At 61.6% G+C, this 18441-nt stretch carries 15 protein-coding genes; 8 read left to right on the top strand and 7 right to left on the bottom strand.

Features of this window, described 5'->3' with window-relative positions:
- Nucleotides 1-56 precede the first annotated feature (56 nt).
- The 3 genes from prpC to KI242_RS09725 all read right to left on the bottom strand — a co-directional run bounded on the left by prpC (nt 57) and on the right by KI242_RS09725 (nt 2971).
- Nucleotides 57-1184 carry a 2-methylcitrate synthase gene (gene prpC, locus KI242_RS09735; RefSeq protein WP_011060182.1) on the bottom strand — a complete coding sequence of 376 codons (1128 nt, stop codon included), beginning with the start codon at nt 1182-1184 and terminating at the stop codon, nt 57-59.
- Between the two features lie 174 nt (nt 1185-1358).
- Nucleotides 1359-2252 carry a methylisocitrate lyase gene (gene prpB, locus KI242_RS09730; RefSeq protein ID WP_011060181.1) on the bottom strand — a complete coding sequence of 298 codons (894 nt, stop codon included), beginning with the start codon at nt 2250-2252 and terminating at the stop codon, nt 1359-1361.
- Nucleotides 2249-2971: a GntR family transcriptional regulator gene (locus tag KI242_RS09725; protein WP_123473754.1), complete on the bottom strand. Its 723-nt coding sequence runs from the start codon at nt 2969-2971 to the stop codon at nt 2249-2251. Before KI242_RS09725 ends, prpB begins: the two co-directional genes overlap by 4 nt.
- 267 nt (nt 2972-3238) lie before the next feature.
- Between KI242_RS09725 and KI242_RS09720 the strand changes: the two genes are divergently transcribed.
- The 4 genes from KI242_RS09720 (at nt 3239) to pabB (ending at nt 7819) form a co-directional block, all read left to right on the top strand.
- Entirely contained in the window at nt 3239-3775 is a 537-nt protein-coding gene (locus tag KI242_RS09720) for an ATP-dependent zinc protease (RefSeq protein ID WP_152686055.1), read from the top strand.
- Between the two features lie 5 nt (nt 3776-3780).
- Nucleotides 3781-5313, top strand: a complete 1533-nt coding sequence (locus KI242_RS09715; protein WP_011060178.1) for an inactive transglutaminase family protein — start codon at nt 3781-3783, stop codon at nt 5311-5313.
- The gene (locus KI242_RS09710; RefSeq protein WP_183000794.1) at nt 5313-6299 is read left to right on the top strand and encodes an alpha-L-glutamate ligase-like protein; all 987 of its coding nucleotides are present in this window, start codon (nt 5313-5315) and stop codon (nt 6297-6299) included. Before KI242_RS09715 ends, KI242_RS09710 begins: the two co-directional genes overlap by 1 nt.
- A gap of 176 nt (nt 6300-6475) precedes the next feature.
- On the top strand, nt 6476-7819 hold the full coding sequence (gene pabB / locus KI242_RS09705; protein ID WP_053150022.1) for an aminodeoxychorismate synthase component I: 1344 nt from the start codon (nt 6476-6478) through the stop codon (nt 7817-7819).
- Between the two features lie 127 nt (nt 7820-7946).
- Here pabB and thrH read toward each other — a convergent pair whose 3' ends face one another.
- Nucleotides 7947-8564 carry a bifunctional phosphoserine phosphatase/homoserine phosphotransferase ThrH gene (gene thrH / locus KI242_RS09700; protein ID WP_212806074.1) on the bottom strand — a complete coding sequence of 206 codons (618 nt, stop codon included), beginning with the start codon at nt 8562-8564 and terminating at the stop codon, nt 7947-7949.
- Nucleotides 8565-8739: 175 nt separating this feature from the next.
- Here thrH and KI242_RS09695 point away from each other — a divergent pair, with 175 nt between their 5' ends.
- The 3 genes from KI242_RS09695 (at nt 8740) to KI242_RS09685 (ending at nt 12287) form a co-directional block, all read left to right on the top strand.
- Nucleotides 8740-9474, top strand: a complete 735-nt coding sequence (locus KI242_RS09695; protein WP_011060174.1) for a phosphoadenylyl-sulfate reductase — start codon at nt 8740-8742, stop codon at nt 9472-9474.
- A 488-nt stretch (nt 9475-9962) separates the two neighbouring features.
- Nucleotides 9963-11504, top strand: a complete 1542-nt coding sequence (locus KI242_RS09690; protein WP_011060173.1) for an NCS1 family nucleobase:cation symporter-1 — start codon at nt 9963-9965, stop codon at nt 11502-11504.
- A gap of 54 nt (nt 11505-11558) precedes the next feature.
- Nucleotides 11559-12287, top strand: a complete 729-nt coding sequence (locus tag KI242_RS09685) for an aspartate/glutamate racemase family protein (RefSeq protein WP_212806073.1) — start codon at nt 11559-11561, stop codon at nt 12285-12287.
- A 36-nt stretch (nt 12288-12323) separates the two neighbouring features.
- Here KI242_RS09685 and KI242_RS09680 read toward each other — a convergent pair whose 3' ends face one another.
- Complete coding sequence (locus tag KI242_RS09680) at nt 12324-13247, bottom strand: LysR family transcriptional regulator (RefSeq protein ID WP_011060171.1); 924 nt, start codon at nt 13245-13247, stop codon at nt 12324-12326.
- Nucleotides 13248-13371: 124 nt separating this feature from the next.
- On the opposite strand from KI242_RS09680, the gene KI242_RS09675 reads away from it, so the two are divergent.
- A complete protein-coding gene (locus tag KI242_RS09675) occupies nt 13372-14118 on the top strand; it encodes a 3-oxoacyl-ACP reductase family protein (RefSeq protein WP_212806072.1) in 747 nt (248 codons plus the stop codon).
- 73 nt (nt 14119-14191) lie between these two features.
- On the opposite strand, the gene leuS is transcribed toward KI242_RS09675, so the two are convergent.
- The gene (leuS, locus tag KI242_RS09670; RefSeq protein ID WP_212806071.1) at nt 14192-16981 is read right to left on the bottom strand and encodes a leucine--tRNA ligase; all 2790 of its coding nucleotides are present in this window, start codon (nt 16979-16981) and stop codon (nt 14192-14194) included.
- A gap of 90 nt (nt 16982-17071) precedes the next feature.
- A complete protein-coding gene (locus tag KI242_RS09665; protein WP_053150011.1) occupies nt 17072-18436 on the bottom strand; it encodes a glutamate-cysteine ligase family protein in 1365 nt (454 codons plus the stop codon).
- Nucleotides 18437-18441 lie beyond the last annotated feature (5 nt).

The following is an 18441-nucleotide window of genomic DNA, read 5'->3' as shown; positions in this document are numbered from 1 at the left end:
GCTCGCTCCTGCAGGTGCTGCGGTGCATTCAATCAACAGTACCGGCGCCCTCCCGGTCAGCGGCGCTCGATTGGCACGAACTTGCGCTGTTCAACGCCGATGTACTCGGCGCTTGGACGAATGATGCGGTTGTTGGCACGCTGCTCGAACACGTGGGCGGCCCAGCCGGTCAGGCGCGAGCAGACGAAGATCGGTGTGAACAGCTTGGTCGGGATGCCCATGAAGTGGTACGCCGAGGCGTGGTAGAAATCGGCATTGGGGAAGAGTTTCTTCTGCTCCCACATGGTCTTGTCGATGGCTTCGGACACCGGGAACAGCACCTTGTCACCGACTTCGTCAGCCAGCTTCTGCGACCAGCCCTTGATCACCTCGTTGCGCGGGTCGCTGTCTTTGTAGATCGCATGGCCAAAGCCCATGATCTTGTCCTTGCGCTCAAGCATCCGCAGCAACTCGGCAGTCGCCTCCTCGGGGCTCTGGAAGCGCTCGATCAGCTCCATGGCCGCTTCGTTGGCGCCGCCGTGCAGCGGGCCGCGCAGCGAACCGATGGCCGCGGTGACACAGGAATAGAGGTCCGACAGGGTCGAGGCACAGACCCGGGCGGTGAAGGTGGAGGCATTGAATTCGTGCTCGGCATAGAGGATCAGCGAGACGTTCATCACCTTGACGTGCAAGTCACTGGGCTTCTTGCCATGCAGCAGGTGCAGGAAGTGGCCACCGATGGTCTGCTCGTCGCTGACGCAATTGATGCGCACGCCTTCGTGGCTGAAGCGGTACCAGTAGCACATGATCGCCGGGAAGGCCGCCAGCAGGCGGTCGGTGACGTCGTGCTGCTGGGAGAAATCCTTCTCCGGCTCGATATTGCCCAGGAACGAGCAACCGGTACGCATCACATCCATCGGATGGGCCTGGGCCGGTATGCGCTCCAGCACTTCCTTCAGCGCCTGTGGCAGGTCGCGCAGCTTGCTCAGCTTGGCGCTGTAGGCGGCCAGTTGTTCCTGGGTCGGCAGATCGCCGTACAACAGCAGGTAGGCGACTTCCTCAAACTGCGCATCGGCCGCCAGTTCGCGCACGTCATAGCCGCGGTAGGTCAACCCGGCACCGGCCTGGCCCACGGTGGACAGCGCGGTTTGCCCGGCCACCTGGCCGCGCAGACCTGCACCACTCAATACTTTTGCTTCGGCCATTGCTCTCTCCAATCTTGAATTTGTTAGGGACTTGGCAACTTCACGGGTCGGGGCTCCCCCGACAGTGCAGGAGCGAGCTTGCTCGCGATCCGAGCCCGCGCGCCCCAGCGAATCAGGGGCTGCGCGTTATCGCTGACGGCCATCGCGAGCTAGCTCGTTCCCACAGGGATTGATTCAGCCTTTCTTCTGCGCGAACAGCGCATCGAGCTTCTGCTCGAAGCTGTGGTAATCGATGCGCTCGTACAGTTCCATGCGGGTCTGCATGGTGTCGATCACATTTTGCTGGGTACCGTCGCGACGGATCGCGGTGTAGACGTTTTCTGCGGCCTTGTTCATGGCACGGAACGCCGACAGCGGGTACAGCACCAGGGAAACATCCACGGATTTCAACTGTTCGGTGGTGTACAGCGGTGTGGCGCCGAATTCGGTGATGTTGGCCAGGATCGGGGCTTTCACCCGATCGGCGAAGATCTTGTACATCTCGAGCTCGGTGATGGCTTCCGGGAACACCATGTCAGCGCCGGCCTCGATGCACGCCGCGGCGCGTTCCAGGGCCGACTCCAGGCCTTCCACCGCCAGGGCGTCGGTGCGCGCCATGATCACGAAGCTGTCGTCGGTACGGGCATCCACCGCGGCCTTGATGCGGTCGACCATTTCCTGCTGGGAAACGATCTCCTTGTTAGGGCGGTGACCGCAGCGCTTGGCGCCGACCTGGTCTTCGATATGGATCGCCGCGGCGCCGAACTTGATCATCGACTTGACGGTGCGCGCCACGTTGAAGGCCGACGAACCGAAACCGGTGTCCACGTCCACCAGCAGCGGCAGGTCGCAGACGTCGGTAATACGACGCACATCAGTGAGAACGTCGTCCAGACCGGTAATGCCCAGGTCAGGCACGCCGAGGGAGCCGGCAGCGACCCCGCCGCCCGACAGATAGATGGCCTTGAAACCGGCGCGCTTGGCCAGCAGGGCATGGTTGGCGTTGATCGCGCCGACCACTTGCAACGGCTGTTCGCTGGCGACCGCATCTCGGAAACGCTGGCCTGGAGTGCTCTTGTTGGAACTCATGACTCACCTCGTGGAGTGGCTGTCTGATGGGCGCTGTCCTGGTAGTGACGCGCGATATTGCGTTTCGAGGCGCCGATGTGGCGGCGCATCAACAACTCGGCCAGTTCGCCGTCGCGATCGGCAATGGCATCGAGAATCCGGTGGTGTTCGGCAAAGGCCTGGTGCGGGCGATTGGGGGTCGCGGAGAACTGAATGCGGTACATGCGCACCAGTTGATACAGCTCGCCACAGAGCATCTGCGTGAGGGTGCGGTTGCCGGCGCCCTGGATGATCCGGTAGTGGAAGTCGAAATCCCCTTCCTGCTGGTAGTAACCGACCCCGGCCTGGAACGCCGCATCGCGCTCGTGGGTATCGAGCACCCGGCGCAGCTCATCGATTTCCTCGGTGGTCATGCGCTTGGCCGCCAGGCGACAAGCCATGCCCTCCAAGGATTCGCGGATTTCGTAGAGTTCGATCAGCTCGGCGTGGCTGAGGGACACCACCCGGGCGCCGACATGCGGCACCCGTACCAACAGGCGCTGGCCTTCTAGACGGTGGATGGCTTCGCGCAGCGGACCACGACTGATGCCATAGGTACGGGCCAGTTCCGGCTCGGAGATCTTGCTACCCGGAGCAATCTCACCCTTGACGATGGCCGCCTGGATCCGCCGGAAGACGTTTTCGGACAGGGTTTCAGAATCGTCCTGTGCCTGCATCGGGTGTTCGAGTTGATCCAGCATATTGTCGACACCTTTAAAATCAATGAGGCAAAAATTAGCCAATACACCGAAAACAGTCAAAGGAAAAATAGAGATTGTCGACAATCGTCTAATAACCCTAAGCGCCAGGGCAAGACAAAAGGCCCGCCCCCGGCGCTGGCGCCATAAAACCAGCATGCTAGAATGCCGCCCGCATTGGCCTGTCATCTTTTTATGGCACGCATACGAGGGAGCTTGCGCAGCAATGCCGGTCGCCTTGAACTGAAGAACCCATGCCCATCAGGATCTATGAGACTCAAGGCCCTTCCCCTACTGCTCTACCTGCTTGCCCTGCCCGGCATCAGCGCCGCCGCCGGCAAGACTGTCTACGGCTTGAATGAATACGCTCGGCTGTCCGGCATCGACCTGGAGGTCGCGGCCAAGCTCGACACCGGGGCCAAGACCGCTTCCCTGAGTGCCCGCGACATCAAGCGCTTCAAGCGCAATGGCGAGTCCTGGGTGCGTTTCTACCTGGCGATCGACGCCGCCCATTCCCATCCCATCGAACGGCCTCTGGCCCGGGTCAGCAAGATCAAGCGCCGTGCCGGCGACTACGACCCCGATGAGGACAAGAACTACACCGCACGGCCGGTCATCGCCCTGGATGTCTGCATGGGCAGCGCCTTGCGCAGCATCGAAGTGAACTTGACCGACCGCAGCGCATTCCAATACCCGCTCCTGATCGGCTCCGAAGCCCTGAAACGCTTCGATGCGCTGGTCGACCCCAGTCTTAAATACGCTGCTGGCAAACCCGCCTGCGCCACCGACGCTCATACCGCAGAGTAATTCCAATGCGCTCTCTTACCCTTCATCTGAAAGTCCTGATCGCCATCCTGGTGGTGCTGGGCATTTCGATCACGGCCTATCAGATCTTCGTGCTCGGCATTCCGGTGACCGAAGACGCTACCGACGATCTGTGGAACATCGATGCCAAGGTCGAGTTCGTCGCCAACGGCAAGGACCCGATCAAGATCCAGATGTTCGTGCCGCCCCTGAGCCGCGATTACGTGAGCCTCAACGAGAGCTTCATTTCCAACAACTACGGGGTGGCGGTGAACCGCGTCGACGGCAACCGCAAGGTCACCTGGTCGGCGCGCCGGGCCAAGGGCAACCAGACCCTGTACTACCGCCTGGTGCTGACCAAGCGCTACAGCGCCGAGAAAGCCAAGGTCAAGGGCCCGACCTTCCGTGACAGCATGGCCGTGGAAGGCCCGGAAAAGATCGCCGCCGACGCCCTGCTGGCGCCGATCCGCCAGCATTCGGCGGACGTCGAGACCTTCATCAGCGAAGCCATCAAGCGGGTCAACAACGCCAATGACGACAACGCAAAGCTGCTGCTGGCCGGCGATCCGTCCAGCACCAACAAGGCGAAGATAGTCGAGCTGCTGCTGTCCATCGCCCACGTGCCGGTGGAAAAGGTCCACACCATCCGCCTGGTGGCCGACCAGCCGCAGACCCCGGAGCTCTGGCTGCGCAGCTTCAACGGCACCGACTGGCTGTACTTCAACCCGGAAACCGGTGAGCAGGGCATGCCCAGCGACCGCCTGCTGTGGTGGACCGGCGACGACAACCTGATCACCGTCGATGGCGGCAAGAAAGCCAACGTCACCTTCAGCCTCAACAACAGCGAAATGAACGCCATTCGCCTGGCCAAGCTGACCGACGAGAACACCGACGCCAACTTCCTCGAATACTCGCTGTACGGCCTGCCGCTGCAGACCCAGCAGACCTTCATGATCATGGTGATGATCCCCATCGGCGTGCTGGTGATCCTGGTGCTGCGCAACCTGATCGGCCTGCAGACCCTCGGCACCTTCACCCCGGTGCTGATCGCCCTGGCCTTCCGCGAGACCCAGTTGGGCTTTGGCATCGTGCTGTTCACGGTGATCACCGCGCTCGGGCTGTCCTTGCGCTCCTACCTCGAACACTTGAAGTTGCAGATGCTGCCGCGACTCTCGGTGGTACTGACCTTCGTCGTGGTGCTGATCGCCGCCATCAGCCTGTTCAGCCACAAGCTGGGCCTGGAACGCGGCCTATCGGTGGCACTGTTCCCGATGGTGATCCTGACCATGACCATCGAACGCCTGTCCATTACCTGGGAAGAGCGCGGCGGCGGCCATGCGATGAAAGTCGCCATCGGCACCCTGTTCGCCGCCTCCCTGGCGCACCTGATCATGAGCGTGCCGGAGCTTACGTACTTCGTCTTCACCTTCCCGGCGATGCTGCTGATCCTGGTGGGCTTCATGCTGGCGATGGGTCGCTACCGCGGCTACCGCCTGACGGAGCTGGTACGTTTCAAAGCCTTCGTCAAGGCCGACTCCTGATGTTCGGCCTGTGGAAGACCTGGAAAGCCCTGGAAGCGCGGGGAATCATGGGCATCAACCGGCGTAACGCCGACTACGTGCTCAAGTACAACAAGCGCAGCCTGTACCCCATCGTCGATGACAAGATCATCACCAAAGAACGGGCGATCAAGGCCGGCATCCATGTGCCGGAACTGTACGGGGTGATCTCCACCGAGAAGGAAATCGACAAGCTCGACGCGATCATCGGTGAACGTAACGACTTCGTGATCAAGCCGGCGCAAGGCGCCGGCGGCGACGGCATCATTGTGATCGCCGACCGCTTCGAGGGCCGTTATCGCACGGTGTCGGGCAAGATCATCAGCCACGAGGAAATCGAGCACCATATTTCCAGCATCCTCACCGGCCTGTATTCCCTGGGCGGCCACCGCGACCGGGCGCTGATCGAATACCGGGTGACCCCGGACCAGATCTTCAAGAGCATCAGCTACGAAGGCGTGCCGGACATCCGCATCATCGTGCTCATGGGCTACCCGGTGATGGCCATGCTGCGCTTGCCGACCCGCCAGTCCGGGGGCAAGGCCAACCTGCACCAGGGCGCCATCGGCGTCGGCGTCGACCTGGCCACCGGCCTGACCCTGCGCGGCACCTGGCTGAACAACATCATCACCAAGCACCCGGACACCACCAACGCGGTGGACGGCGTGCAACTGCCCTATTGGGACGGCTTCATGAAGCTGGCAGCCGGCTGCTATGAGCTTTGCGGCCTGGGCTACATCGGCGTGGACATGGTGCTGGACCAGGACAAGGGCCCGCTGATTCTCGAACTCAACGCGCGGCCGGGGCTGAACATCCAGATCGCCAACGACTGCGGCCTGACCCAGCGCACCCACGCCATCGAAGCCCACCTTGAGGAGCTCAAGGCCCAGGGCATCGAGGAAAGCGTCGAGGAGCGGGTACGCTTCGCCCAGGAACTGTTTGGCCATATCCCTGCCGTGGAAGGCTGATAGCGCCTGCCGCAGGGTGCGAACGGAAGGTCCTGCGGACCTTTTCGCAGCCTGCGGCAGCAGCTACAGGTCGGTGAATACGCCACGAACCGGGCAAACACCGACATCCCCTCTAGGAGCAACTCCTGCAGAGGCATACAATCGCCAACCGCGCTCCGATGGCTGATTTGCCCCGCATGTTGACCTGTTCCGTACACCCGCTCCCCTACCGCACCAACCCCGCCGAGTATTTCGCGGCAATCGAGCACGCCCCCGGCGCCGTGCTGCTGGACAGCGGCCGGCCCAGCGCCGAGCGCGGGCGCTATGACCTGCTCAGCGCCTGGCCCCTGGCGCAGTTGACCGTGGCCGCCGCAGAAAGCGGCAGGGGCTTTCTCCAGCGCCTGCGGGACAACCTGGGGCAACTGGGCCCGGCGCAACTACCCGCTCCTTATGAACTGCCCTTCGCCGGCGGCCTGATCGGCTACCTCAGCTATGACTTCGGCCGCCATCTGGAGCGCCTGCCAAGCCAGGCCCGGGATGACCTGCAACTGCCCGACGCACGCTTTGGCCTGTATGCCTGGGCGCTGATCAACGACCACCAGGCAGGCACCAGCCAGCTGGTGTTCCACCCCAGCCTGGATGACACCGAGCGCCAGCGCCTGATTCAACTGTTCAGCCAGCCGCTGCCCGTGTCGCAGCCGGCATTCAAGCTGACCGGCGCCATGCTGGCTGATCTGAGCGCCGAGGACTACCGCCAGGCGTTCCAGCGCATCCAGCACTACATCCAGGCCGGCGACTGCTATCAGGTGAACTTCGCCCAACGCTTTCGCGGCCAGTACCAGGGGGATCCCTGGGCGGCCTATTGCGCCCTGCGCGCCGCCTGCCCGACCCCGTTCTCGGGTTTCCAGCGGCTGCCGCAAGGCGGTGCGGTGCTGAGCCTGTCGCCGGAGCGCTTTGTCCACGTCAGCCAGCGCCGAGTGGAAACCCGGCCGATCAAGGGCACCCGACCGCGAGGCCGGGACGCTGCCGAAGACGCGGCCAACGCCGCCGAGCTACTGTCCAGCCCCAAGGACCGGGCGGAAAACCTGATGATCGTCGACCTGCTGCGCAACGACCTGGGGCGCACCTGCCGCATAGGCTCGGTACGGGTACCGGAGCTGTTCAGCCTGGAAAGCTACCCCAACGTGCACCACCTGGTGAGCAGCGTCACTGGCGAGCTGGCGGACGGCAAGGACGCCCTGGACCTGATCGCCGGCAGCTTTCCCGGCGGCTCGATCACCGGCGCGCCGAAGATCCGCTCGATGCAGATCATCGACGAACTGGAACCCACGCGGCGTGCGCTGTACTGCGGTTCGCTGCTGTACCTGGACGTGCGCGGAGAAATGGACAGTTCGATCGCCATCCGCAGCCTGCTGGCCAAGGATGGGCAGATCTGTTGCTGGGGCGGCGGCGGAATAGTCGCGGATTCCGACTGGCAGGAGGAATACCAGGAATCCATCACCAAGGTGCGGGTGTTGCTGGAAACGCTGCAGGGGCTTTAGGGCCTCTTCGCCGGCAAGCCGGCTCCTACAAGCGCGCGCCGTTCTCCCCCCGTAGGAGCTGGCTTGCCAGCGAAGGCGTCGGCAGGATTTGTGAAAAATCCAAGGGTCTCTTCGCCGGCGAACCGGTTTACAGGCTCAAGGTGCGGTTGGAAGCCTTGATGAACTCCTGCTTCAGCTCAGCAAAGCTGTGCACCGCCGGGAACTGCGGGAACTCGCGGATCACGTTGTCCGGGGCGTGGAACAGGATGCCGGCATCCGCCTCACCGAGCATCGTCGTGTCGTTATAGGAATCCCCCGCCGCAATCACCCGGTAGTACAGGCTCTTGAAGGCCAGCACCGACTGGCGCTTGGGGTCTTTCTGGCGCAACTGATAGCCGCTCACCCGGCCGCCGTCATCGGTGATCAGGCGGTGGCAAAGCAGGGTCGGAAAGCCCAGCTGGCGCATCAAGGGCTGGGAAAATTCATAGAAGGTGTCGGAAAGGATCACCACCTGGAAGCGCTCGCGCAGCCAGTTGACGAATTCCACCGCGCCGTCCAGTGGCTTGAGGGTGGCGATCACTTCCTGGATGTCCGAAAGCTTCAGGCCGTGTTCGTCGAGAATCCGCAGGCGCTGTTTCATCAGCACGTCGTAGTCGGGAATATCCCGGGTGGTTGCCTTGAGGGATTCAATCCCGGTTTTTTCGGCAAAGGCGATCCAGATTTCCGGGACCAGTACACCTTCCAGATCGAGACAGGCAATTTCCACAAGACACTCCCATTGGTTCTGATTATTTAAATTGAGCGAGCAAAAGGACTGCCGAACTCTAGCGATTCGCCTGCACAGGCGCAACGCAGAGGAGCGCGCCAGGGCGGTGTGGATTTTGTTAAGATCGCCCCCCTATAGAGCGCACAGCGCCACCGACCTGTAGGAAACCGCCCTGATGACCCCATCGTTCGACGTCGCTGAACTCGCCGCGACCTATGCCAACAAATCCGCCCAGGACATTCTCAAACTGGCCTTTGCCCAGTTCGGCGATGACCTGTGGATTTCCTTCAGCGGCGCCGAGGACGTGGTGCTGGTGGACATGGCCTGGAAGCTGAACAAGAACGTCAAGGTGTTCAGCCTGGATACCGGCCGCCTGCACCCGGAAACCTACCGTTTCATCGATCAGGTGCGTGAACACTACAAGATCCAGATCGAGCTGATCTCGCCGGACCACAGCAAGCTCGAACCCTTCGTCAAGGAAAAGGGCCTGTTCAGCTTCTATAAGGACGGCCATGGCGAGTGCTGCGGTATCCGCAAGATCGAACCGCTGCGGCGCAAGCTGTCCACCGTCAGCGCCTGGGCCACCGGCCAGCGCCGTGATCAGAGCCCGGGTACCCGCAGCCAGGTGGCGGTGCTGGAAGTCGACACAGCCTTCTCCACGCCGGAGCGCACCCTGTACAAGTTCAACCCACTGGCACAAATGAGCAGCGAGGAGATCTGGGGTTACATCCGCATGCTCGAACTGCCCTACAACAGCCTGCATGAACGCGGCTTCATCAGCATCGGCTGCGAGCCCTGCACCCGCCCGGTACTGCCCAACCAGCACGAGCGCGAAGGCCGCTGGTGGTGGGAGGAAGCCACCCAGAAAGAATGCGGCTTGCACGCCGGCAACATCATCAGCAAAGCCTGACCCCCTTCCCTGCGGGCGCGCCTGAAGGACGTCCGCACTGAAAGCCAACCCGCAGCAAAACCTGTACACAAGAATGTCACCGTCGGTGCCATTTTTGTGTGCACTTCAAAGATTCCCCGCCCCAAAAGGTTACAAGCCTTTCCTGCGCCGATATCCATTGGGCGCCAAGCCGTGCCTGGCGAAAAATAAATACCTGTTCAAACGGTCAATTTTTAATCTCGTCTTTTCAGAAGGTTAGGAATAACCCATAACAAAACGAAATCAGCAGCCAATTTCATAGTCGTGAAATTGGCACAGAAGTGGCTTTAGTGGATTTATGTTTTGTATACAAAAAAACCAAAACATACATACACTAACCGTCCGCACGCCTGACCCACGACTCAAGCTGCAGATGCCCCGAACCCAGTGATTCCTCCCCTGTGACGAAGATTGTCGAGCCCCCTCGCTCAAGCACAGTCATCCAGGGCCGGAGTCAGGAGCATGCCGGAATGCGTACCAGCCCTTCCAACAACATCGCACTGGATCTGCCCTCCTCGCTGCATTCGCACAACGTCCAACAACCTGTCGCCGATGCGGCCCCCATCGCGCTCAGCCCACGCCTGCACAACCGCGACCTGGCACCGACCAAGGTCGAAGGCCGGCGCTGGGGTGGCTACAGCATCTTCGCCTTGTGGACCAACGATGTGCACAACATCGCCAACTACTCCTTCGCCATCGGCCTCTACGCCCTGGGCCTGGGCGGCTGGCAGATCCTGCTGTCCCTGGGGATAGGCGCGGCGCTGGTGTATTTCTTCATGAACCTGTCCGGCTACATGGGGCAGAAGACCGGGGTGCCGTTCCCGGTGATCAGCCGCATCAGCTTCGGCATCCATGGCGCGCAGATTCCGGCACTCATCCGGGCGGTGATCGCCATCGCCTGGTTCGGCATCCAGACCTACCTGGCCTCGGTGGTGTTTCGCGTGCTGCTCACGGCCATCCATCCGGGCTTCGCCGATTACGACCACAACTCGATCCTCGGCCTCTCGACCCTGGGCTGGGCCTGCTTCCTGGTGATCTGGCTGGTGCAACTGGCGATCCTCGCCTATGGCATGGAAATGATCCGGCGCTACGAAGCCTTCGCCGGGCCGATCATCCTGCTGACCGTGGCCTGCCTGGCCGCCTGGATGTACACCCAGGCCGACGGGCAGATCGCCTGGTCGATCCGCGAACCTCTGACCGGCAGCGAAATGTGGCGGCAGATCTTCGCCGGCGGCGCCCTGTGGCTGGCAATCTACGGCACCCTGATCCTCAACTTCTGCGACTTTGCCCGCTCCTCGCCGTGCCGCAAGACCATCAAGGTCGGCAACTTCTGGGGCCTGCCGGTGAACATCCTGGTGTTCGCCACCATCACCGTGCTGCTGTGCGGCGCGCAGTTCCAGATCAATGGCCGGGTCATCGAAAGCCCCACGGAGATCATCGCCTCGATCCCCAACACACTGTTCCTGGTCCTGGGCTGCCTGGCCTTTCTGATCGTGACCGTGGCGGTGAATATCATGGCCAACTTCGTCGCCCCGGCCTTCGTCCTCAGCAACCTGGCGCCCAAGTACCTGACCTTCCGCCGCGCCGGGCTGATCAGCGCGGCGCTGGCGGTGCTGATCCTGCCGTGGAACCTGTACAACAGCCCGCTGGTGATCGTGTATTTCCTCTCCGGCCTGGGCGCCCTGCTCGGCCCGCTGTACGGGGTGATCATGGTGGACTACTGGATCCTGCGCAAAGCCCAGGTCAACGTGCCGCAGCTCTATAGCGAAGACCCGCAAGGCGCCTATTTCTACAGCCACGGGGTCAACCTGCGGGCAGTGGCGGCCTTTATTCCCGCGGCGCTGATCGCCATCGTGCTGGCCCTGGTGCCGGGTTTTGCCAGCGTCTCGCCATTCTCCTGGCTGATCGGCGCCGGCATCGCCGGGATGCTCTACCTGATCATCGCCAAGCGCCAACCTGGCTACGCGGACGTCAGCGGCGAAAGCATCGCCGTGGACAACGTCAGCCATTGAACCTGCCCGGCCCGGCGCGCCGGGCCTGAACTGCCCAACCTGCAAGGAACCCTCATGCGAATTCTCGTGGTCAACGTCAACACCACCGACTCCATCACCCAGGCCATCGCCCACCAGGCACAAAGCGTGGCAGCGCCGGGTACCGAGATCATCGGCCTGACTCCCTACTTCGGTGCCGAATCGGTGGAAGGCAACTTCGAAAGCTACCTGGCGGCCATCGCCGTAATGGACCGGGTGCTGGCCTACGACCAGCCCTATGACGCGGTGATCCAGGCCGGCTACGGCGAGCACGGCCGCGAAGGCTTGCAGGAACTGCTGAACGTGCCAGTGGTGGACATCACCGACGCCGCCGCCAGCACTGCCATGTTCCTTGGCCACGCCTACTCGGTGGTCACCACCCTGGACCGCACCGTGCCGCTGATCGAAGACCGGCTCAAGCTCTCCGGCCTTTATGACCGCTGCGCCTCGGTGCGGGCCAGCGGCCTGGCGGTACTGGAGCTGGAGGAAGACCCGCTGCGCGCCGTGGAAGCCATCGTGCGCCAGGCCGAACGGGCAGTGACCGAGGACAAGGCCGAAGTCATCTGCCTGGGCTGCGGGGGCATGGCCGGCCTGGATGAACAGATTCGCTTGCGCACCGGGGTGCCGGTGGTGGACGGAGTAACGGCAGCAGTGACCATTGCCGAGTCCCTGGTGCGTCTGGGGCTATCCACCTCCAAGGTACGCACCTATGCCACGCCCCGGCCCAAGCGAGTGCAGGGCTGGCCCTTGCGGGCGGGGCGCTGAGGCCGGCGGTACATAGAGTCGTCGCCAGGCCGGCTCCTACAAGGCGCTGAAGGCCTGAGCCAGGCCTTGCTCGGCGAACTGCTCAATGACGAAGTCGACGAAGGCCCGCGTCTTGCCCGGGAGCATCTTGTGCTCGGCGTAGTAGATCGAGGTAAAGCCATCGTCCACGTACCAGTCCGGCAACACCCGTTGCAAGGCCCCGGAACGCAGGTAATTGACGGCAAACGGCATGCTCACCAAGGCCAGGCCCAGCCCTTGGGCCGCGGCGATGCAGGCGGCCTCGGAATCGCTCATGGTCATGCTGGCCTTGAGCTCCAGCGGGCACATCAGCCCTCCCCGACCGGTCATCTGCCAGGTGCGGATGCGCCCGGTCTGGGGGGAGCGGATAAGAATCCCCCGGCAATGCCGCAGGTCTTCGGGCCCGTTGATCGGTGCCCGCCCCCGCAGGTAATCGGCGCTTGCCACCAGCACCCGGTGAGCCGGCGACAGCCGCCGGGCGACCACTCCCTGGGGCAATTCGAAACCGCCGCCAATGGCCGCATCGAAACCTTGGCCGATCAGGTCCACCTGGCGGTTGTCGAAATGCCAGTCGGGATGAATATCCGGGTAGCGGCGCAAAAAGGCGCCGAGCATCGGCACTATGTACAGCCCGCCAAACACCGTGCCCATGCTGACCTTGAGCGTCCCCGCCGGGCGCCCCTGGGCATCGGCCAGGGTGCTGACCGCGTTCTGGATGGTCTGCAGGCTGTCGGCGACTTCCGCGAGAAACAGGCGGCCGGCTTCGGTCAGGGTCAGACGTCGGGTGCTGCGCTGGAACAGGCGCACACCAACCCGGGTTTCCAGCTTGGCCACGCTCTTGCCCACCGCCGCCGGGGTCAGGCCGAGCCGCCGCGCCGCCTCGGCAAAGCTGCCGACTTCAGCGCTGCGGACAAAACATTCGATACTGCTAAAGGCTTCCATAGAGGCCACTCTAAACTTTTGGTTTACACAGAGTATAGGGATTACCGGCTACACAGAGGCTAATCCGCGGCAGATACTCGCTCCAAGCACAAAGGCACCCGGCCTTGAATCTCTGGAGAAGCACATGAGCACATATGACCTCAGCGGCAAAGTAGCCTTGATCCAAGGCGGTTCCCGCGGCATCGGCGCAGCCATTGTCGAGCGCTTGGCGGCAGAAGGCGCCAGCGTCGCCTTTACCTACGTCAGTTCGGCGAGCAAGGCCCAGGCCCTGCAGGACAGCATCATCGCCAAGGGTGGCAAGGCCCTGGCGATCCACGCCGACAGCGCAGACGCCGAGGCCATCCGCCGCGCAGTGAACGACAGCGTCAAGGCCTTTGGCCGACTCGATATCCTGGTCAACAACGCCGGGGTGCTGGCCATTGCGCCATTGGACGAGTTCAAGCTGGAGGACTTCGATTGGACCCTGGCCATCAATGTGCGCAGCGTATTCATCGCCACCCAGGAAGCCGCACGACACATGGGCGAAGGTGGCCGCATCATCAACATCGGCAGCACCAACGCCGACCGCATGCCCTTCGCCGGTGGCGGCCCCTACGCCATGAGCAAGGCCGCGCTGGTGGGCCTGACCAAGGGCCTGGCCCGGGACCTTGGCCCGCGGGGCATCACCATCAACAACGTCCAGCCCGGCCCGGTGGATACCGACATGAACCCGGCGGACAGTGACTTCGCCGCGAGCCTGATGGACCTGATGGCTATCCGTCGCTATGGCCATGCCGAGGAAGTCGCCGGTTTCGTCGCCTACCTGGCCAGTGCCGAAGCGGGCTATATCACCGGCGCCAGCCTGACCATCGACGGTGGCTTCGGCGCCTGATCCTCACCCGCATAAAAAAACCGGGCCGGGGCTCTACGCCCCGGCCCGACCACCGTGCAACCGGTGCGCAGGATCAATCAGGGTTCGCGGCGCATACGATGTTGATGATTCGATCAGGAACAAAGATGAACTTCAGCAAGCGCCCGCCAGACAGCCAGCGTTGTACCGTTGCATCCTCCAGCACCTGGGCCTTCACCGCCTCTTCCGTCATCCCCCGCTGCAGCATGATGCGAGTACGCAACTTGCCATTGATGGAGACCGGGCATTCAAACTGCGCCTCATACAGCACACTTTCGTCGGCGACGGGATAGCCGCAATCAAGGATCGACCGCGAGTGCCCCAGCGCCTCGGACCATAGCTCTTCAGTAATGAACGGCGCATAGGGGTGCAACAGCTTGAGCAACAGCTCCAGCACGCCGCGCTTATGGCACTGCAACACGCTGAGCTGGTTCACGCAGATCATCAGAGCGGCAATCGCAGTGTTGTAGGACATATCCTCGGTGGCACGCCCCACCTTGGCAATCGCCGTGTGCACCGCCTTGAGTTCCTCGTCGCCGGGCTCAAGGTCATCCACGATCACCGCGCCCTGCTCGTCCAAAAACAGGCGCCAGACCTTCTGCAGGAACTTGTGCGGGCCATCGATGGATTGCGTCGACCAGATGGCGGTCTGGTCGATCGGCCCGAGGAACATTTCATGCAGGCGGAAGGTATCGGCCCCGTAGACCTCGATCAGGTCATCGGGGTTGACCACGTTGTACTTGGACTTGGACATCTTTTCCGACAGGCGATCACACAGGAACACGCCTTTGGAGCAGACGAACGTGCCTTCGGTGTAGGTTTGGCGCCATGTGCGAAGAGCGTCGATATCCACCTGGTTCTTGTCATTCACCATGCTGATATCGACATACAGCGGCTGCACGTCCCGCCCGTCCTTGAGATCGGCAGAGACGAATTCATGGGTCGCCTTGTCCCGATAGATGATCGCCGAGACGCCGAGGATCATGCCTTGGCACAGGACCCGCTTGAAGGGTTCGGAAAAACTCAGCAAGCCGCGATCCTTGAGGAAATGCGTCCAGAAGCGCGAGTACAGCAGGTGGCCGGTGGCATGCTCGGATCCGCCGACATACAGATCCACGGCCTGCCAGTAGGCCAGCGCCTCCTTCGACACGGGCTCATGGCTGTTGGTCGGATCCATGTACCTGAGGAAGTACCAGCTCGACCCGGCCCAACCGGGCATGGTGGTGGTTTCATACTTAAAGCCGCGGTAGCGCCAGCTACTGGCTCGCTCCAAGGGGGGCTCACCCTCGCTGGTCGGCAGGAAGGCCTCGATATCGGGCAGGGTCACCGGCAGGTCCTGCTCGGGAACCACGCGAGCAATGCCCTGCTCGTCGTAGTACACCGGGATCGGCTCGCCCCAATAGCGCTGGCGGCCAAAAATCGCATCGCGGATGCGGTAATTGAAGGTGCGCTTGGCGGTTCCGGTCGCCACCAGGCGCTGCAGAATCCACTCGGTGGCCTCGGCACGCAGCATGCCCGTGGCTTCCTGAGAGTTGATCAGGCGGCCTTCATTGATCAGGAACGGCTTGGCGGCCTGCTCTGCCCCCTCATAGATATGCACCACGGGCAGATCGAAGGCCTGGGCAAAGTTGAAATCCCGTTGGTCTCCGGAAGGTACCGCCATGATGGCGCCCGTGCCGTAATCGGCCAGGACGTAGTCGGCAATCCAGATCGGCAGGTTTTCGCCGGTCAAGGGGTGGACGGCGTAGGCGCCGGTGAACTGGCCGGTGATCCGCTCGGCCTTGGCCATCCGTTCGCGCTCGGAGCGCAAGGCCGCTTCTTCGCGGTAATTGGCCACTGCAAGCTTGAGAGGCGCTGAGGTGATTGCCTCGACGGCATCATGCTCAGGCGCCAGCACCAGGAACGTCGCGCCATACAGCGTATCGGGGCGGGTGGTAAAGACCTTGATCGCGGTCTGCGAATCACGCACCTGGAAATCAATTTCCGCGCCCTGGGATTTGCCGATCCAGTTGCGCTGCATGTCCTTCAAGGCTTCCGGCCAATCCAGGCTATCGAGCCCCTCCAGCAGGCGGTCGGCATAGGCGGAAATCCGCAGCATCCACTGCTTCATCATCTTTTTCTGAACCGGGTGGCCACCCCGCTCGGAAAAACCGTCCTTGATTTCGTCGTTGGCCAGCACCGTGCCCAGGGCCGGGCACCAGTTCACATAAGAGTCGGCGCGATACGCCAATCGGTAGTTCATCAGGAACTCCGACTGCTGCAAAGGCGAGAAAGCGGCCCACTGTTGCGCGCTGATGGTTGTGGTCCGCGAATCAGACCAGGCATTCACCCCGGCATTGCCGGATTGTTCAAAACGCTGGATCAGGGTATCGACAGGCTGGGCCTGGTGGGTATCGAGGCAGAACCAACTGTCGAACAGTTGGGAGAATATCCACTGCGTCCAGTGATAGTACTGAGCATCGGAAGTCTTGATCTCGCGGTCCGGGTCATAACAGAAACCCAGTTTTCTCAACTGCGACTTGAACGTGGCAATGTTCTTGTCAGTGGTTACTCTTGGGTGCTGTCCGGTTTCGATTGCATACTGTTCCGCGGGTAATCCGAAAGAGTCGAAACCCATGGGATGCAAAACATTGAAACCGGCCATTCGTTTAAAACGACTATATACGTCAGTCGCAATATATCCGCGCGGATGCCCAACATGCAGACCGGCACCCGAAGGATAAGGAAACATGTCAAGGCAATAATATTTAGGCAGAGAAGTATCTAGTTCAACGGAGTAATGCTTTTCATTTTCCCAGCGAGCGAGCCATTTATCTTCTATCTTCCTGATACTTTCCGTCTTCATGAACAACTCCTGAAAAATGCCGCACGCACTCATTTACGAGGGCGGAATATATTACAGTCGACTACCATTCGCAACGCGCGGCAGATTGCTTTAGGAGACGCATTTAATGTTCGAATAAGCTGTTTTCGGGTTTGCGCCCAAGCATATAGGTACACCCTTGTTGAGCATTAGATCTGCCGCAGATTGCCCAGTTGCGATCATCTCGTTCAGCGCTTGCAGATAACCGCTCTCAAGCTTGGATGCTCCCTGATACTGCAACCCCTGGGCGGCCAGCCCGACCAGGCGTCCAATCCCTTCGGCCAGCGAGTTTCCCGCCCCATCGACCCCGGCCATGCCGAACTCCGCCGCCTGGGCATACTTGCGATTCAACTCGGAAGGCGCCTGCGCGCCGAGCATGTCCAACGCGGCATCAAGCGCCTCTTCGCTATAGGCCAGGCCCTTCCAGAAGGCCGCGAGTGAAGCGGCGAAGTGAGGTGCACAGGTATCGGCCGAGCGAAACTCGACAATGTTCTTCAGCCGGGCCTCAGGGTAGAGGGTACCCAGATGCATGATCCAATCCTGAAGCGTGGCAGCGCCCGAGGCAGCCCCCAGGCGCATGTAGTCGCGAAAACTCAGGTCGTTCATGTGGATCAACTGCCCTTCACGCTGAATGAACAGCAGTGGTTTCTCCAGGGCCCAGTCAACATAGTGCTCAAAGGCATGGGCGCTGAAGTGTGCGCGCAACATGAACTCGGGAATCCCGGAGCGTTGTTGATCGAATTGGGTCCAGGCATGCATCCGATGACTCTTATAGCGGCTGGTGACCGCCGAAAAGTACGGAGAGTTGGCGAACAAGGCGACGATGTAAGGCTGACAGGCAACCCCCAACTGCAACAACTTGCCCGCATGCTGCTCGGAGAAGTAGTCGACGGAAATCTGCATCGAGGCCGTCATCTTCTGCCCGGCCGAGGCCCCCGAGACCTTTTCCAGGATAGGCATCATGTGCAAGTAGCGAGTACGCGGCACCGTCGCCACCGACGCCACGCCCCCGTAGGGCCGATAACCGATGGGCAGCAACGAAATGGCCAGGCCCTGGCAGACCCGATCCAGTTCCCGCAGAAACACTTCGAGTTCGATCACAACATCGGACACCAGACGCAACGCCGATGAAGAGAACTCCACCTGGCCACCAGGCTCCAGGCTGATGACCGTGCCGCCGCGCCTCAAACCGATGATCAAGCCATCGTCATAAACGGGCGAGTAGCCGTATCCCAGCAAGCCCTTGAAGATGCTCGACAGGCTGCGCAAGCCAAAAAACGGCACACTCAGGGAAGTCGCCTTATCAATCAGGATCAACTCGTATTCAAGTCCGATCAATGCCGAAGTCCGGCGTTTGATATGCCGATGAAAATAGGCAATACAATCTTCCTTGGTGATGGCTCTTGCGCCCAATACTTCCAGCAATTCAGCGGCCATATTGA

Origin of the sequence: Pseudomonas sp. Eqa60 (genome assembly GCF_018326405.1) — a bacterium.
Taxonomy (GTDB): Bacteria; Pseudomonadota; Gammaproteobacteria; order Pseudomonadales; family Pseudomonadaceae; genus Aquipseudomonas; species Aquipseudomonas protegens.
Note: the sequence above shows the minus strand (reverse complement) of the source record. Positions and strands in the feature narration are given on the sequence as shown.

What these genes read in the sequence shown, in the direction of transcription:
- prpC (WP_011060182.1), bottom strand. Translation starts at nt 1,184, where the DNA reads ATGGCCGAAGCAAAAGTATTGAGTGGTGCAGGTCTGCGCGGCCAGGTG.
- prpB (WP_011060181.1), bottom strand. Translation starts at nt 2,252, where the DNA reads ATGAGTTCCAACAAGAGCACTCCAGGCCAGCGTTTCCGAGATGCGGTC.
- KI242_RS09725 (WP_123473754.1), bottom strand. Translation starts at nt 2,971, where the DNA reads ATGCTGGATCAACTCGAACACCCGATGCAGGCACAGGACGATTCTGAA.
- KI242_RS09720 (WP_152686055.1), top strand. Translation starts at nt 3,239, where the DNA reads ATGAGACTCAAGGCCCTTCCCCTACTGCTCTACCTGCTTGCCCTGCCC.
- KI242_RS09715 (WP_011060178.1), top strand. Translation starts at nt 3,781, where the DNA reads ATGCGCTCTCTTACCCTTCATCTGAAAGTCCTGATCGCCATCCTGGTG.
- KI242_RS09710 (WP_183000794.1), top strand. Translation starts at nt 5,313, where the DNA reads ATGTTCGGCCTGTGGAAGACCTGGAAAGCCCTGGAAGCGCGGGGAATC.
- pabB (WP_053150022.1), top strand. Translation starts at nt 6,476, where the DNA reads ATGTTGACCTGTTCCGTACACCCGCTCCCCTACCGCACCAACCCCGCC.
- KI242_RS09695 (WP_011060174.1), top strand. Translation starts at nt 8,740, where the DNA reads ATGACCCCATCGTTCGACGTCGCTGAACTCGCCGCGACCTATGCCAAC.
- KI242_RS09690 (WP_011060173.1), top strand. Translation starts at nt 9,963, where the DNA reads ATGCGTACCAGCCCTTCCAACAACATCGCACTGGATCTGCCCTCCTCG.
- KI242_RS09685 (WP_212806073.1), top strand. Translation starts at nt 11,559, where the DNA reads ATGCGAATTCTCGTGGTCAACGTCAACACCACCGACTCCATCACCCAG.
- KI242_RS09680 (WP_011060171.1), bottom strand. Translation starts at nt 13,247, where the DNA reads ATGGAAGCCTTTAGCAGTATCGAATGTTTTGTCCGCAGCGCTGAAGTC.
- KI242_RS09675 (WP_212806072.1), top strand. Translation starts at nt 13,372, where the DNA reads ATGAGCACATATGACCTCAGCGGCAAAGTAGCCTTGATCCAAGGCGGT.
- leuS (WP_212806071.1), bottom strand. Translation starts at nt 16,981, where the DNA reads ATGAAGACGGAAAGTATCAGGAAGATAGAAGATAAATGGCTCGCTCGC.
- KI242_RS09665 (WP_053150011.1), bottom strand. Translation starts at nt 18,436, where the DNA reads ATGGCCGCTGAATTGCTGGAAGTATTGGGCGCAAGAGCCATCACCAAG.